This window comes from Mycoplasma sp. CSL7491-lung (assembly GCF_018913965.1).
In the GTDB taxonomy this organism is placed as follows: Bacteria; Bacillota_I; Bacilli_A; order Mycoplasmatales; family Metamycoplasmataceae; genus Mycoplasmopsis.
In genome coordinates, this window is the sequence record NZ_JAHMHG010000001.1 from 145,471 (window position 1) to 162,947 (window position 17,477).

At 23.7% G+C, this 17,477-nt stretch carries 14 protein-coding genes and 1 riboswitch; of the genes, 12 read left to right on the forward strand and 2 right to left on the reverse strand.

The genetic code is table 4. The features are described from left to right. Positions 1-449: 449 nt before the first annotated feature. Positions 450-1,721, reverse strand: coding sequence for an MnuA family membrane nuclease (locus KQ876_RS00685; RefSeq protein ID WP_205852490.1), 1,272 nt, complete (start codon positions 1,719-1,721; stop codon positions 450-452). 284 nt (positions 1,722-2,005) lie between these two features. On the opposite strand from KQ876_RS00685, the gene rplU reads away from it, so the two are divergent. The 3 genes from rplU (at position 2,006) to KQ876_RS00700 (ending at position 4,301) form a co-directional block, all read left to right on the forward strand. Continuing rightward, positions 2,006-2,305: a 50S ribosomal protein L21 gene (gene rplU, locus KQ876_RS00690; RefSeq protein ID WP_205851954.1), complete on the forward strand. Its 300-nt coding sequence runs from the start codon at positions 2,006-2,008 to the stop codon at positions 2,303-2,305. A gap of 10 nt (positions 2,306-2,315) precedes the next feature. Further along, positions 2,316-2,576: a 50S ribosomal protein L27 gene (gene rpmA, locus KQ876_RS00695; RefSeq protein ID WP_174892985.1), complete on the forward strand. Its 261-nt coding sequence runs from the start codon at positions 2,316-2,318 to the stop codon at positions 2,574-2,576. 114 nt (positions 2,577-2,690) lie between these two features. Next, the gene (locus KQ876_RS00700) at positions 2,691-4,301 is read left to right on the forward strand and encodes a CTP synthase (protein WP_205851953.1); all 1,611 of its coding nucleotides are present in this window, start codon (positions 2,691-2,693) and stop codon (positions 4,299-4,301) included. Between the two features lie 20 nt (positions 4,302-4,321). Here the strand turns inward: KQ876_RS00700 and KQ876_RS00705 are convergent, their stop codons facing one another. Continuing rightward, complete coding sequence (locus KQ876_RS00705) at positions 4,322-5,059, reverse strand: DNA processing protein (RefSeq protein ID WP_205851952.1); 738 nt, start codon at positions 5,057-5,059, stop codon at positions 4,322-4,324. 252 nt (positions 5,060-5,311) lie between these two features. Here KQ876_RS00705 and KQ876_RS00710 point away from each other — a divergent pair, with 252 nt between their 5' ends. The 9 genes from KQ876_RS00710 (at position 5,312) to KQ876_RS00750 (ending at position 17,448) form a co-directional block, all read left to right on the forward strand. After that, positions 5,312-6,349 carry a 2-hydroxyacid dehydrogenase gene (locus tag KQ876_RS00710; protein WP_205851951.1) on the forward strand — a complete coding sequence of 346 codons (1,038 nt, stop codon included), beginning with the start codon at positions 5,312-5,314 and terminating at the stop codon, positions 6,347-6,349. Then, on the forward strand, positions 6,342-7,364 hold the full coding sequence (locus tag KQ876_RS00715; protein ID WP_216489831.1) for an aquaporin: 1,023 nt from the start codon (positions 6,342-6,344) through the stop codon (positions 7,362-7,364). Before KQ876_RS00710 ends, KQ876_RS00715 begins: the two co-directional genes overlap by 8 nt. Positions 7,365-7,429: 65 nt before the next feature. Then, positions 7,430-8,107, forward strand: a complete 678-nt coding sequence (locus tag KQ876_RS00720) for an NERD domain-containing protein (RefSeq protein ID WP_216489833.1) — start codon at positions 7,430-7,432, stop codon at positions 8,105-8,107. A 5-nt stretch (positions 8,108-8,112) separates the two neighbouring features. Further along, positions 8,113-10,236: a Tex-like N-terminal domain-containing protein gene (locus tag KQ876_RS00725; RefSeq protein WP_216489835.1), complete on the forward strand. Its 2,124-nt coding sequence runs from the start codon at positions 8,113-8,115 to the stop codon at positions 10,234-10,236. A 42-nt stretch (positions 10,237-10,278) separates the two neighbouring features. Continuing rightward, positions 10,279-11,274 (forward strand): ECF transporter S component, encoded by a 996-nt coding sequence (locus tag KQ876_RS04255; RefSeq protein ID WP_205851947.1) that lies wholly within the window; start codon positions 10,279-10,281, stop codon positions 11,272-11,274. A gap of 19 nt (positions 11,275-11,293) precedes the next feature. Beyond that, entirely contained in the window at positions 11,294-13,708 is a 2,415-nt protein-coding gene (locus KQ876_RS00735; protein WP_216489837.1) for an MAG1360 family OppF-related protein, read from the forward strand. 70 nt (positions 13,709-13,778) lie between these two features. Next, positions 13,779-13,878, forward strand: a riboswitch (TPP riboswitch). A 30-nt stretch (positions 13,879-13,908) separates the two neighbouring features. Next, positions 13,909-15,093 carry an ABC transporter thiamine pyrophosphate-binding lipoprotein p37/Cypl gene (cypl, locus tag KQ876_RS00740; RefSeq protein ID WP_205851945.1) on the forward strand — a complete coding sequence of 395 codons (1,185 nt, stop codon included), beginning with the start codon at positions 13,909-13,911 and terminating at the stop codon, positions 15,091-15,093. Further along, entirely contained in the window at positions 15,093-15,827 is a 735-nt protein-coding gene (locus tag KQ876_RS00745; RefSeq protein WP_205851944.1) for an ATP-binding cassette domain-containing protein, read from the forward strand. The genes cypl and KQ876_RS00745 overlap by 1 nt, the downstream gene beginning before the upstream one ends. Positions 15,828-16,275: 448 nt before the next feature. Further along, positions 16,276-17,448, forward strand: a complete 1,173-nt coding sequence (locus KQ876_RS00750; RefSeq protein WP_205851943.1) for an ABC transporter permease — start codon at positions 16,276-16,278, stop codon at positions 17,446-17,448. Positions 17,449-17,477 lie beyond the last annotated feature (29 nt).

The window sequence follows — 17,477 nt, forward strand, 5'->3', positions numbered from 1 at the left end:
GATTTTAAAGCAGATTTAATTATTTACTTCCGTTTTTTAAAAAAATATGATGAAATAATTAAAAAATGAAAGGTGCAAAATGAGTTTAATAAAAAATTGCTTTAACAATTTTATTGAGTAAAGTTTTTATGATTATACTTATTAGTTCTATTATTAGAGGTAGTATTTACTAATCCGGAAATAATTACTATTATCATTTTAAGGATTTTATCAAGTGTATTAGCTTTTATAGGTTTTATTACTCATATGATGCTATTAGGGTAATGTTAGTGGAAATATGGACATTTTAAAAATAAGTTTTTTTATCTCTAATTGTTACTTTTATAGTTTTAACTTTACGTAATAATTATTTTTTAAAAATATTTAAAATAGTCAAATATTAAAATAAAAACTTATAAAAGTAGGAGTTAAAAATTCCTAACTTTTATAAGTTTTAATATATTTACTTTTTATTTTTCATAATCAACCCATACAAGTGTGTGGTCAGAAATTTGTGAACGAATTATCTCGAAGTCTTTATAATTTTCGTGTGTTTTATAAGCCGGAGATTGTTTTCACAGTTTAATCATTTGGTTTTTATCAAAAAAACCATCATTAAAAGAATTTATTAAGTCAAGTTTAAATCATGAATTTCTATATTTTATATCCATATTATTTAATTTTTCTGCTTCAGTAATTATGTTTAAGTTATTTTCTTTAAATAATATTTTATCATATGCATTTGCATAACCTTTTTTAGATCCTAAACTTGTTTCATAATATTCATATTTATTATAAGATTTAACATTATTTACTTGGTTAATTCTCATATCATCATAGTAATTTATTATTTGTCTACTTTTAAAATCGCTAGATAAAAATAATTCATTATTTTGAGTTTTTATATTAGTATCACCACCAAAAATAATTGATGAATTTTGATTTGTTAATTTCTCAAAATAATCAAAAGCATTAGCTAATCTTGATGCTTCAAATACCTCTTGTGTTCCTTGTCCTGAGTATTTCGATGTTTGTTCATCACTATTTTTCTTGACATCTGGACTATCTAAATGTCCGAATATTGTTGTTATTTTTTTGTCTAATAAATTATCTTTAAAAAGAACTCCGAATATTGGGCGTTTAAATGATCTTTGTACATTTTTTTCATCATTTGCTTTTTCTTTTCCAAAAGATGCGCCAATTTTATCGCTATTAAATTTTTCTGGTGTTAAAACAGTGCTTTTATATAATATTGCAATTTGTTCTTTAGTTGCGTTATTTGAACTAGGATTTGAATCAGATATTGGTTGAATTATTGATTTTCATTTTGATTTAGAATCTAATTCATTTAAAGTTTTTAGTATTCTATCTACTTTATCTCCGTCATCGTAATTAATTTCAGTTAAACCAACTAAATCTAATTTAGTTTTAATTATAGCTTGTGATATTGCTGTTACTTTTAAACCACCTTTATTTGATGTGTCTCCACCAAAATTTAATATGTTTCAGTGCCCGACTCTGGTAACATTTTGTGGTTTATAATAACGCACATCATTACTTAATTTTATTTTTGAGTCAGAATTATTCGCTTCATAACCAGCATTATTTTGTAATTCTTCGTTGTTATTTTTTTTGTTAGGTTTATCCTTAACTCATTTGTAAATGTAGTAAGCGCCAATTCCTAAACCTAAAAGAGTTAAACTTCCAAAAGAAAGCAAGATTTTTTTAATTATTTTAAACATATTTCTCCTTTTATTGCTTGTTATTCAATGTTTTTATTATATATTAATTAAGTTAGAAATTAATACTATTTATAACTTTTTCACAATTCCAATTTATTTATAGTTACACTTAATTCACTCCTAATATTAAAAACAAAGTTTATTTAATAAAATATATATTTAAAATACTAAAAAAAATATTTTTTGATATAATGAATATGTTACTTCTTAAGTAACCGTACCAAATGGGTTTATAAAGAAGCTAAGCTCACCCTAAGGACGAGCCACTTTAATGGAGGTATTGCATGTTAGCAATTATCGAAACAGGTGGGAAACAACTTTTAGTTAAGGAAGGTCAAACAATTTTTATTGAAAAAATTGAAGCCGAAGTAGGTTCAACAGTTGAGTTTACAAAAGTTTTATTAGTAGACGATAAAATTGGTAAACCTTTCTTAAAAAATGCTAAAGTATTAGGTACAGTCGAAAAACAAGGTAAAGCTAAAAAAATTATTGTATATCGTCATAATGCAAAATCAACACATAAAAGAAAATTAGGGCACCGTCAACCATATACACGTGTTAAAATTACTGAAATCAAAGGATAATAACTAGAAAATGGCAAAGACAAAAGCTGGTGGATCTACCAAAAATGGTCGTGATTCGCATTCAAAACGTTTAGGTGCTAAATTAGGTGATGGTCAATTTGCAACAGCAGGTTCAATTATTTATAGACAACGTGGAACAAAAATTCATGCAGGATTAAATGTTGGACGTGGTGGAGACGATACATTATTTACAAAAATCGACGGATATGTAAAATACGAAAGCAGAAAAAATAGAAAGTATGTTTCTGTTTACACTGAAAGACAAAAATAAATTTAATTAATAAAATGGGAATAACTCATTTTATTTTTTTATATTATTTTGAATGATGCTATACTTTAAATTTAAGTAATTACAATTATTATAAATCAAATGAAAGAGGGAAAAATGAGTAAATTTATTTTTGTTACCGGTGGTGTAATTTCAGGACTTGGGAAGGGAGTTTCTGCTGCATCTTTAGGTAATTTATTAAAAGCACGAGGCTTTTCAATTTTTGTTTTAAAACTGGACCCATATTTAAATGTTGACCCTGGTGTTATGTCTCCTTATGAACATGGTGAAGTATACGTCACTAAAGATGGAGGAGAAACAGATTTAGATTTAGGTCATTATGAAAGATTTATTGACGAGAACTTTAGCAAAGATTCTAATTATACAAGCGGAAGAATTTTTCAAAATATATTGAATAAAGAAAGAAAGGGTTTTTATAATGGAAAAACAGTTCAATATATTCCGCATGTAACAAATGAAATAATATCAATAATAAAAAATATAGAGGATAAGTATAAAAAAGATTTTGTTATCGTCGAAATTGGGGGAACTGTAGGAGACATCGAATCTAATCCGTTTATTTATTCGTTAGCTCAAATGAGTTATGAAAATGAAGATAATACATATTTTATACATGTTACATATGTTCCTTTTTTAAAAACTTCTAAAGATTTCAAAACAAAACCAACACAATTTTCAGTTTCTGCATTAAAGGGAATGGGGGTAAGACCAAATATGATATTTTTAAGATCAGATTATTTGGTTCCTAACGAAATTATAAAAAAGGTTGCTAATAGTTCACACTTACCCATTGAAAACATTATTTCAACTCCTGATTTAAAAAATATATATGATATGCCACTTTATTTAGAATCTAAGAAAGTAGTTCAAAATATTTTAAATCATTTTCATTTAAAAGATAAAAAACCAAAACTAAAAGAATGAGAAAATTTTATTAAAAAAGTTAATTTACCAAGAAGTAAAACAGTTGATATTAAAATGTTAGGTAAATATACCTCGTTTACAGATGCTTATAAATCTATAAATGAAGCGTTAGAAATATCAGCAATTCATTTAGGTGTTAATTTGAATTTAGAATTTATAGATTCTTCAATTTTAAATAGCGAAAATTTAGATGAAGTTTTTTCTAATGTAGACGGAGTTGTTATATTACCAGGTTTTGGCGCAAGAGGTTTCGAAGGTAAGGTTTTAGCGGCCGATTTTTGTAAAAGAAATAAAATACCCACTTTAGGTATTTGTTTAGGGATGCAAGCTATGACTGTTGCACAAGCAAGACGCAAAGGAATTGTAAATGCGACTTCAAGAGAATTTGCAAACGATAAACTTAATGAAACTTACGTTCTTGACTTTATTGATGGAAAGAGTGAAAATGATAATATTGGCGGAACTTTGAGATTAGGAGATTACGAAACAGAGTTTATTCCTAATTCTAAAATTGCAAAGTTTTATCAAAAAAATAATATTTTCGAAAGACATAGACATAGATTTGAGGTTCAAAATAAATATATAAAAGATATCGAAGATGAAACATTTAAGTTTACTGGTTTTAATCCTGAGCACAATTTAGTAGAATCATGTGAGGATCCAACACAGGATTTTTACATTGGAGTTCAATATCACCCAGAATTTACATCTAGACCTTTAAAACCACATAAATTATTTATGAATTTTTTAAAGTTTGCTTCAAAAAAGAATAAAACAAACTAGTGTTAAAATGCTAGTTTGTTTTAAACTTGTAAAATGCTTGAAATATAAGTTACGAGCTTAGCTCCGGACTTGATTAATTGATTATTACCGTCTTCAATATCTACACCTGGGAAACAATTTATTTCTTTTCCATAATTTAAAAAACAATTAATTAAATTGTTTGTTTTTGAATTTTTTTGCATTGAAAATGATAAAAATTTATCACTAATGAGACTTGCAATGTTGTTTGTTTCATAAAAATGTCTTATCTTTGGGTGAGTATTTGGTGGATATATACTAATAACTAGTTCGTTTAGTGAATTAAAATTAATAAAATTATAAGAGTCTAATCCTTTTTGAGCAAAGTGTATTATACGACCTTTATTATTTTTAAAATAATCAACAATTTTTCTTTCAGTTTTTGCATAATCACATGTTGTTATTACAGCATCATTTATTATAGTTTTATAATTATTCAATAAATATTTGTTTGTGGTAGTATTTCAAATTTCGTTAATAATATAAATTTTATTGCTAGTATTTAAAAGATTAATATTTCCTTTGTAAAATAGACAAATCAATGGTTCTTTAAGATAATATAAATTTTTAGGATAATTATCATCTAAAATAGTTAAAAAATTGATGCCATTTTGTTCTAATATTTTTAAATATTCTTTTTCATTATTTTTATCTATTTTTTCATTATTTTTAATTGCGTTCATTATTAGTTTATAATCGTTTTTGTATTTTATTGCAAAATATAAAATAATATCATTCATTTTTACCTCCAAATAATAAGTGTAAAAAATGTAAAAACGGACTAAATTTGTTAAAATAATGTTTTTTATTTCGAAAAATAAAATTTATTTTTTAAACTTTTAATGAATTTTTGTCATTTTGATACAAAAAGTTATTAGTTTTTAATTTAGTTTATGCATTATAAAATTAATAATTTCAATTATAAAAACAAATATTTTATATTATAATTTAATAAAGTTTGACAAATTACAAAATATAGGAGTTTACTTATTATGAAAATAGCATTTTTTGATGCAAAAGATTATGACATTAAATATTTTGATAAATACAATAATAATAGACATGAAATTACATATTTTAAAGAAAATTTAAATTTAAACACAGTTTCTTTAGCTAAGGGATATGATGCAATATGTGGTTTCGTTAACACTTATGGTGATAAAGTTATTTTAGAAGTGTTATCAAAATTAGGTGTTAAATATTGATTACAAAGATCAATGGGATACAATAAAATTGATATTAAAAAAGCAAACGAACTTGGTATTAAAGTTTTTAGAATTTTTAATTATTCAGCAGAAAGTGTTGGTGAATTTGCTTTTGCCACAATGTCTGCTTTGAATAGAAATTTATTACTAGCCAATCAAAGAGTTGAAAAATTTAATTTTTCATTAAATAGTTTAGATGGAAAATGTATCGCAAATTCAACAGTTGGTGTTATTGGTTCAGGTAAAATAGGACAAACATTTATTAAAATTGCAAGAGCTACAGGTGCTAGAGTTTTGGTTTTTGATGCTTTTGCAGAAGAAAATTTCCCAGATTTAGCTAAAAACATGGGATTTGAATGAGCTTCACTAAGTGAATTATTATCACAAAGTGATTTTATATCAATACATTGTCCATTATTTAATTCTACAAAGCATTTAATTGATGAAGCTGCCGTAGAAAAAATGAAAGAAGGCGTTATTATTGTCAATACAGCTAGAGGTGAATTGTTACATATTCCAGCTGTTTTAAAAGGTCTTAAAAGTGGGAAAATTAAAGGTCTTGCAAGTGATGTTCTAGAAAGAGAAGAAGGAAGATTTTACGAAGATGTTTCTTCTAGAATTGATGAATTAAAAGAACTTGATCCTGAATGAAAAGAATTGATTGAGTTACCAAATACATTAATAACATCACACCAAGCATTTTTAACAGATTTAGCATTAACTCAAATTGCAAAAGTTACACTTGATAATGCTGATGCTGCTCAAAAAGGAGATTTCGAAAATTCATTAGTTTTAATGGATAACGGAAAAATAAAGAATGGATAATAAAGTAGAAGCACAAAAAGTTTCACTAATTAAAAATTTATTTAGTTTTTTCAAAATTTCTCAATCTAAAAGAGAAAATGCAGAAAAACCTAAAGATGTGAGAACTTGAATAATACATGGTATTTCTGAATTAATAGGAACAATATTATTATCACTTTTATTAGCAGGTTTAAGCACGACCGTAGGACAATTAAATAATAAAGCAGTTGTTATTGAAGAATATTTATTACATCCAATTATCGTTGGTTTTTATGCTGGTTTTATCGCAGTTGGATTAGTATTGTTTATATTTTTAAGATTTAGTTGTGATTTAAACCCCTCTGTTTCGTTATTTAGATATTTAAACGGAACAAATAATGGTTGATATACATCCTATAAAATATCAATACAATTTTTAGGCGGTTTTATTGCTGGACTAATTATTTATGGAGTCGGTAGTTCTACTGCACCTGAAGGATTTTTATATAATCAACCAATAACCACCATAGGAGCTGCCAAAAAAGCTTTTCATTTATTCCAAGGTAGTTCAAGTGTTTCGACAATGAGTACAGCCGGAACATTTTGAATTTTATTTGTTGAATTAGTTATGACAGCAGTTTTATTATTCCCAATTTTTTCACCAAATATAAATAATAAGTATCGTGATTTATTTATAATGTTTATTATTTCAATGAGTGTTTGAATGGGTATTTTAGGTGGTTCTGCAGCAATTAACCCTGCTAGAGGTTTTGCTCAACAAGTTTCAACTTTATTTATTCAAAATTTAGATACTGCCAATATATCAGTTAATTCTCTTGTGGCCGCAAATGGTATGACTATTGCTCAACAAAAAGACGCGGTTATGAATTCAGTAATTTCTGCTACTATAACAATGATTTTAGCTGATTTACTTGCTCCTGTATTCTACATTTTTATACAAGGTTTAACAAAATATGTCGTTAACCCGTTTGTTGTAAAAGTAATTGCATATAAAAATTACAAATCACAAAATATGGAAAAGCCTTCTAGTAAATAATAATTAAATATCTCAATTTGGGATATTTTTTATATATAATATTAAATATATTTTTTAGGAGAAAAATGAATCAATATACGCACTATATTTTAAGTATATTTTTTATTACTTTATTTGGTTTAATATTTATTATATCAATCGGATATTATTTCTTTTGAAAGTATTTTATAGATTATAAAAAAAATAAGCAAGGCTTTTTGTTTGAAAGTGTGATAAATAGAAAAATAAAGAAAATAATTGATAAAAAAACATTTCTTTTTTCTGAAGGTGGTATTTATTCGTATGATAATAAAAAGTATGAACTAGATGGTTTTTTAGTTAGTGATTCAATGATTGTGGTATGTGAGTATAAACTTTACAACGGAATATTGTCTGGTAATGCTAAAAATGAAAAAATATTTTTAAGTATAGGAAAAAAGAGGAAAATAAAGGTTAAAAATCCTATTTTTCAAAACAAAAATAATATCAAACATGTTTTAAAAATGTTGAAAAAAAATATACCGTATGCTTCGTTAGTAATTGTTCCGGAAAACACGAAAATAGAGATAAATGATATACCTAGTCATGTTTTGTTTATTAATTCAGATAATATAGAAGAAACAATAAATAAACTTATTTTATCATCTCAAAGATTGCCTAAAATTATTAATAACGAAGATGTTAAAAATTTATTCCAAGCAATGAAAATTAAAACCACTAGAGAAAAAATAAAATTTAAAAATATGTTAAAAAATAAAAGGTAAAAATTATGAATAGAAAAACAATTGAAGAATTAGAATTACAATTAAAAATAAGCAAAAAAAGTATTGAAACAGTTTTAAAAATGTTAAATGAAGGTAATACAGTTCCTTTTATATCTAGATATAGAAAAGAACAAACCGGCGGTTTGAACGAAGAACAAGTATATGAAATTGAAAAAAGATATAAATATGTTAACGAATTATTAGAGCGTCAAGAGTCAATATTAAAAATATTAGAAGAAAAAGGATTATTAACTAAAGAAATAGAAAATTCTATATTATCCACAAAGGTCAAGTCAGATTTGGAAGCTATTTATGAACCATTTAAAATTGGGAAAGTTACAAAAGCTACATCAGCAATTAAATTAGGATTAGAACCTTTAGCAAAATCAATTTACGATAATAAAAATCCTAATTTTAATAAAGAAAAAGAAGCTGAAAAATATTTGAACAGCAATGTAACTACAGTTGAGTTTGCGCTAGAGCAAGCAAATTTTATCATTGCTCAATGAATATCTCAAAATGTTCAACTTAGAACAGCTATTAAAGAACAAATTTTAAAATATGGTCTAATCGCTACTAAATTGAAGAAGAATGCATCTGATGACGGGGAGAAATTTAAAATTTATTATGATAAAAAAACACCAATTAAATACATTAAAAATCATAATATTTTAGCTATAAATAGAGGGGTAAAACTTAAAATAATTACAATTACATTTGAATACAATCAAGAATATTTATTAAAAACAGCGCTATATTATATTGATAGAAAACAAGTAAATAGAAAGAATATTTTCGAAGCTATAAACGATTCTTTAAAACGCTTAATATTACCTTCAGTTGAAAGAGAGATTTTTAGTGACTTATTTAGTAAAGCAGAAGAATCATCAATTAATATTTTTGCTAATTCAGTTGAAAAATTATTAAAAGCTCCGGCGACTCAAGATAAGGTAGTTTTAGCAATTGACCCAGGTTATGCAAATGGTTGTAAAATGGTAGTTCTAAATCCAAACGGTGATTTTATAACTAAGCAAAAAATGTATCCACATAAGCCACAAGAAAAAATAGAATTATCTAAAAAGATAGTTTTAGATTTAATAAAAAAATATAATATTGATATAGTTGTAATAGGTAACGGTACAGCTTCACGTGAAACTGAAAAGTTCATTGCCAACTTAGTTGAAGAATATAAATTAACCATTAAATGAACTATTGTGTCCGAGGTGGGGGCAAGTATTTATTCAGCATCAAAAGTTGCTATAGAGGAATTTCCGGATATGTCAGTAGAAGAAAGAAGTGCTATAAATATTGGTAGAAAATTTATTGACCCTCTTAATGAACTTGTTAAAATTGATCCTAAATCTATTGGTGTGGGCCAATATCAACATGATGTTAATCAAAAAGAATTAGAAAATTTCTTAACTTTTAAAGTTCAAAAAGTTGTTAACGAAGTAGGGGTTGACATAAATACAGCAACTAAGTCAATATTGACTTATATATCAGGACTTAATTCAACATTAGCAAATAATATTATTGATTTTAGAAAAGAAATAAAATACTTTTCTAACCGTAATCAACTAAAAATGGTAAAAGGTATTGGTGATAAAACTTTCGAACAATCTATAGGTTTTTTAAGAATTTTTAATTCTGATAACTATTTAGACAAAACATTTATACATCCTGAATCTTACAATCTTGCTAACAAAATTATTGAAGATTATAACTTAGAACCAAGTGAAAACGGCATAGATGTTTCGTTTTTAAATATAAATACTTTGATTCAAAAATATAATTCTAACAAATTTGAAATAGAAATGATTTTAGACGCATTAAGAAACCCACTTAAAAAAATAGATAATAATAAATCAGGATTTTTATTAAAAGATTCTATAGTTGATCTTGAACAACTTAAACTTGGTTCGGAAGTAGTTGGAACAATAGAAAATATAACTGATTTTGGGCTCTTTGTTTATATCGGCATTAAACAAACATTATTTATTCATTTAAATGACTTAAATTTACCTAATAATGTTGAGATATTTGATCAATATTATCCTGGAATGACAATTAAAGCAACAATCTTAAATATAGAAAAAGATAGAAATAGACTAAGTGGTAAAATTGCCTAACTAAGGGTTATTAAATTACATAAAATAATGTAAAATAAAGATATGAAAACAACAAACAATAATATCGAAACAAGCTTTAAAAAATTTAGTTTATTTCCAAAATGAACAATCAAAAAAATGGTGTTTGTTGCTATTTTAATTGCAATTTCGGTTAGTTTTACGATAATAGTTGCACAACTTGTACCGATTGTGAATTTACCAACATATAAATTCTCTTTTATTGGTTTACCAATTAAAGTTTCTGGTTTTATTTTCGGTCCTATGGTAGGTCTTTTTGTTGGGATAGTTAGTGATTTTCTTTCTCTATTATTTATACCCCCAGCTGGATATAATCCTTTTTATACATTAGCAACCGCTATTAACGGTCTCATATCTGGTATTTTTGGATTTTATTTTATAAGCATTATTAAAACAGCCTATAGCAAAGAATATTTAATACAAAAAACTATGAGAAAAATTAATTTGTTATCGATTAAGTATCATGAAGCAAAATTAAAAAGGAATGATATTTTAGCTGAAAAAATTGCTTTAAAAATTTTAGAATTAAATTCTAGAAAGAAATATGTAGCTAGCGAAAGTGCGTTACAATATCAAAAAAATATTTATTTATTTGTATCAATATTGCTTATTATCTTAGTTATAGCTATTAATACTTTAGTTGTTTTAAATATGCCTGAAAAAGTTATTGATAATGGTATCATTCAAAATAAATATTGATTAATAGGTATAATGAATGCAGGTTTTGTATTAATGATTTTATTTATATTTATAGGTAGATTTATTTTAAATACTAATACATATTTAAATATAGTTCCGATAATTGTTTTTAGCGCCTTTTTAGAGCTAATTAATGTTCCTGTTCTTTCTTATGCTGATCTTCTCTCTTTAGGTAGTGGTGACATTAAAGATATTTTTATATGAATTTCTCAACATATTTTATCTAGTCCAATTAAAATTTGATTTAATACTTTTGTAATTTTCTTTACATACTCAGTTATTAGTAAGTTAGTTAATAAAAATGAAGATTTAGTTTATTAAAAAAGAAAGTGATTTATCAATGAATAATAATACAAAAAATATTTTTTCGATATTTAATTTATTTGAAAAAAATAACAAAAAATCCTTTTTTTTAAATAAAAAAAAGATTTCACTTGAGAATCCAATTGATATTGAACAATTGAATGTAGAAAGCATGAAAACTTTTTTTTATATTTCTAATAATAACAAAAGCATTACCTTTGATAATATTTGAAATTCAATAAAATATAACAAAAACACCCAAATATCATTACGAGTTAATAAAAATGACGGTGATGTAGTTATTTTAAATGATAAAAAAGAAATATTAAATAGTATTTTTGTTTTTAATACTGTAGATATAAGCGATGAAAAAGACTATAATCTTCCGCTCATAGAAATGTGAAATACTTGCTTTAAAGATGTAAAAAATTATCATAAGAAGCAACAAACATCTAAAATTTTTGATCATATTAGTCACCATAACACTAAAAATTTATTTTCTAAAACTTTACTTTTACATTTTGAAAAAATCATAGATATAAATCAAGCTTATGAAAGATCTTTTAAAAAGTTATATAAAAAATTCTCTAATACATTTGAAGAAATTAATATTGATTTATTTAAAGAAATGCTTAACTTATTTGAAAAGAATATTAAGGATTATTCTTTGAGAATATTCGCTCAATATATTGATTTATTCAAAGAATTAAAAGAAAACGATGAATTTTTAAACGAAAATTATAAAGACTTAAACGAAGTAAAAGAAGATGAAAAGATAGTTGAATTAAAAAATAGACTAAAGGCATTGAATAAAATAAGAAAAAGTTCAATAGATAACATTACAAATCAATATAGAATTAATAGAATTTCAGATGAAATAAAGTTTATTAACAAAATAATCTATAAAACACATGTTAATTCGAAAAGTTATATTTACAATATTATTAAAAAATATAAAAATGAAAATCGAAACTTAAGTTATAAAATTAAAATTTTATCAAAAAAACCTAATTCCTCTGTAGTAGAATTATTTAATAGAATTACTTTTAACAAAAAAATAATATTTTTTTGACAGGAACACAAAGATGAATTATTGTTTTTAAGTTTAGAGGACCTAGAAACTCTTGATAAACATTTAAATAATGAGTTCCACTTAATTTTAATGTCAAATAAAAACAATGATACAATTAATATTTATAGAGACTATGTGCCTTATGCTAATATCGATAATTTCATTTTTAAGTCAAAGGAAAATAAGAGTAATTTGAATAAAACGCTAGATAATTTAAATAAGGAATTAATCTTAGAAAAAAATAAAGTTTATACTCAATTTACAGATCATAAAGATGATATTAAATTTCATGAAATAAAACAAAAAATAAATATGTCCATTGCTGAAACAAATTGAGTAAAAAAATCTAGTAATAATCTATTTAATAAAACAATAAAAGTAAAACAAAATAAGTTTAAAAGATTCAAAAGAAGTTATAAGGCTTTAAATGATATTATTGAAAAATGTTATTTATTAATACAAGAAAATCACTCTAATAGTAGTTTTTTAAATGAGTTAAAAAGTAGGTTAAAAAATATAGATGAAATATTACAAAAATTTATAAAAGAATCAGAATTTTATAATTTAATTGTTGAAATTTCTCAATTCACCAATTCAAAAAATTTCATTACAAAAAAAGCAGAAATATATTACAAAACAATGTTAATATTCATCAAGACATATGAATCTATTTCTGTTAATATTCAACAATTTTTAGAACCTTTTAATAATTTAAAAATAATAGAAAGAACTAAGTTTAAATTAATACCATTTTGACTTTCGAAAAATAAATTAATTTTTGTAAATGATACATTTAATATAATGAATTATAGTGATAAAACTGAATTATTAAGAATATTATCTATTTTATGTGATAACATAAATGCGCCATTTATTTTTGTTTCAAATGATTCACAATTAATTCAAACAAGAATGTTCGATGAAATACATATTTTCAATGATTATAAAAATGTAGAAGGTTTTAAGTTTCCTGAAGGTCTTGTTGAACCTAAATCTCTATTTACAAGAAAAATTTTAAAAGGCGATGAATTTGAAGATAAATTTTATGAAATAAATTTTGACGATAAAATTTTTAAAATAAATAGTGAAACCAATCATTATGTTTATGTTTCTACCGAAGAGTACAAGAGCATCATACATAAACAAAAAGAAAAAGAAAATCAAAACAATGATTCATCTATAGCTAAAACATCAGAACACGATTTAACTAATGCTAATTCAATGTTTTATAATTTAGAATTTGAAATTCCCGTTTTTGAATACTTAAATTCTACTAAATTAATAAATTTATCCGCAAGAGAAAAAGAAGATAAAATAAATGAATATTTAGAATGAGAAAAAAATAATTATTCTTTACCTAATGAAAAAGAAGATTTTTAAAAAATAAAATGTCAAATTAAAGTATTGGCATTTTATTTTTTAAAATATATTTATTTAATATATAATTTATTACGAAGGACAGAGGTACTAAAAATTATTTTTTTGGTTGAGAAATACTCTTATTAACTGATCTGGTTAATACCAGCGTAGTGAGTCTATATTTTTTAATACCCTTTTGAGTCCTTATAAAAGGAGTTATTTTGAAAATTAAATTTATAAATAAATTATTTTTTGGTGGTGTTATTTCTTCTATACCATTAATTGCGTTATCTTGCTCTAATAATAAGAGCGAAAGTTCTAAAGAAATAAAATTATCTATTTATTCAGGAATAGAAAAAGGTAATTTAAATGAAAAAGAATATAATGATCTTTTATTAGATTATAAGAAGCAATATAATCAATTTATTTTAGATCTCAATAATGAATTAAAACTTATAAATCCTGAATTAAAATTAGATATTAATATAAAGGGTGAAGAAACATATGAGAACCAAATACAATCTATACAAAAAGGTGAAACCGACATAGTTTTTCTTAATTCTGCTAGTATATACGAAAAGAAAGATGACTTGCTTAAAAGATCAGGTGGCAAATTATTTCTTCAAACTTATACACGTAAATTTGAGGGGCAAAACTCAAATGAACAAATTTATGTAGACGGATCAAATGATGACCCATTAAGAATTATTGCTAACAACGAATATGAGGTATATAAAAATAAAGATAATTTTATTAATTCTTGAAATGGTGCAATTTATGAAAATTTATACCAAAGCAAAGATAGTTTAACACCATTTCAAAGAGGTGTTATTATTTTGGTTGCAGACGAAAAAACAAAAGAGGAAATAATTAAGGCATGAAATGAAAAAGATTATGAAAAATTTATTTCTTACGGAATAGGTGTTGGTGATCAAAGTTCAGGTAGCAAATATATATTACCTCAAGCGCTATTTAAAAAACATTTTGGAAATAATTATAGATCTTTTTTAAATTTAAAGCAAGACCCTAACACACAATCATTTATAAAAACTGCTAAATTTAAAGACAAAGACGTCGAAAAGAATCTACATATATTTTTAGATAATGAAGGTAAATATGCTTATACATCAAAAAGTAAATTGAACGATTATTATCAATCAAATATAAGACCAAATGAAAATGTTTATTTCCTAACGGTAACAGATGTATTTCCTTATAACGTTGGGTTAAAAAGTAAAAGAATTAGTGATGAGTATGCATTTGATATAGGAACTGCTTTAATAAATTTATCTAAAAAAGGTAAAGATATTTTTGGAACATCAAATGGTTTTAATGGATATAAATTAATTGAAGATGCCGATAGAGAATTTTGAGATGTAATTAATAATACTTTAGGAAAGAAATAGTGATAGAATTTCAAAATATCAATCTTAATTACGGAAATAAAAAAATTATTTCTAATATTAACTTGACTTTCGAATCAAATAAAGTGTACGGAGTTATAGGTAAATCTGGAAGTGGAAAAAGTACTCTTTTGTACTCTTTTTTTGATTGATCTATAATAAATTCAGGTATTTTTAAAATTAATAGTAATAATAAAAATAGTATGACTAAAAAAGAAGTTGCTATTTTTAAAAAAAGTATTTCTCTTTTAGAGGCAAATAATAATTTTATTGAAACAATAACTTTTTTTGAAAACATATTATTGTCATATAAACATTACAAAAATTATTTCTATAAATTTTTAAAAGTTTTAACAAGAAATCAAAAAGATACACTTTTTAATTTGTTAAAAGAATTTGGTATGGAAGAATATGCTTTTGTAAAAATTTCTGATTTATCTACAGGACAAAAACAAAGATTAGCTTATATTAGTGCAATATTCAATGTTCCTTCAATTCTTTTATGTGATGAACCCACTAGTAATTTGGATAAACTAAATACAAATTTAATATATGAATCTATACAAAAAAATAAAGAAAATCGTATTACTATAATATCATTGCATGATTTAGATAGTGCTATCAACTTTTGCGATAATATAATCGCAATAAGAGATGGAAGAATAGAAAAAATATTTAGTAAAGAGATGTTTGATAAAGAAAAATTAATGGGTTATTTTGACACAAAAACAATTTAATAATAATATTAAAAAAAGGAAAATTTGAAAAATTACTTTTTATTTTATTACAATTTTACTTTTTTTAATTTTTAGCTATTTTTCTTCTTTTTTTAATTTTTACGATAATTACTCTCTTCTTTTTGAGAGATTTTCAAGTTTATTCAAATTTAAAAATATAGATTATGATAACGGAATTAACAATTTATGATTATCTAATTTAAGACTTTTATGAGTTACTGTTAAGACAACAACAACCGGAACTATATGTGGGTTAGTTTTAGCCTTTTTTACATCTTATATAAATGCGATAAATTTACATAGAAAAATTTATTTTTCTTTATCTGTAAAATTTCTTTTATCGATACTAAGAAGTTTTCCAATAATTATCTTTATTTATTTTTTTAAAAAAATTTCTACATTAAATTTAACAGCCTTTTTAATATTTTTTTGGTCTACATGACTGTGAATGCACCGATATTTTAATGATATTATTGAGAACTCAGAAGTTAAAAAATATTGAAATGAAATAAATTTAGGTAAAAGTAAGTTTTTAAGTTTTTATAAAAATATTGTTTTAAATAATAAAAATAGATTTATCATGAATTCTCTTTTAGCTTACGAATCCAATGTTAGATGATCTTCTATTTTAGGTTCTATAGGTATTTATGGAATAGGGATTTTCATAGACGCTTACAAAGAAAAATTTGAATATTTATCTATAAGTCTATTTTATATTATTATATTGCTTGTCATGCTAGAATTATTTCTTGTTCTTTTTAATAAAATTATAGGAATAAGAAATTCTAAACAAACAAGGAATATAAATTTTAATAAAACATTTCAATATAATTACAAGAAATTTATTTCAATTATTTTATTAATTATCGTTTTGGTAGTGGTTGTCTTTGGGTTTATCGACTTGTTCAAAGATGATTTTAATTTAAATAATTTTAAAAAATATTTAGTTAGTTTGTTAAGTTCCGATTTTAGTTATCTAAAAAATAATTGAACATTTTATTATATAGATTATGTTTGAGCTTTTATATATACATATCAAGCCATTTTTTTAGCAATATTTTTTTCAATTTTATATTCTTTTTTAATGGTTGAAAAATTATTGTCTTTAAAATTCACTATATTAGCTAAATTTGTAATTATTATTTTAAAATCAATACCCGCAATTGTTTACTTTTATTTTATTATTATTTTATTTTCACAAGAAACAACGTTTATTTTTATGCTAAGTGTTATAGCTTTTAGAGCGTTAAGTAAACAAATTTCTGAAAAATTAAATTCAAAAATAAATAAAAAAGTATCGACATTATTATCTTTAGGCTTTTCTAAATGGAAGATTTATTGAGTTTATTTGCTACCTCAAATTAATAAAGATATTTATTCTTTTGTATTTTTTGAATTTGAAGGCACTTATAGAAACGCAATTAATTATGGTATTTTTACTGGAGTTATATCGATAAATTCTAATATTGAACATTTTGAATCTAGAGATAAATATGAATTTATATTACCTTTAATGTTACCGTCAGTAATATTTTTTGTTATTTTAGAATTTTCTTTATTTTTAACTAAATATAGGCTAAGAATTAAAAAACATTTTAATTTAACCTTTATCAAAAAATAAACCTAACAAAATTAGGTTTATTTTTTTTA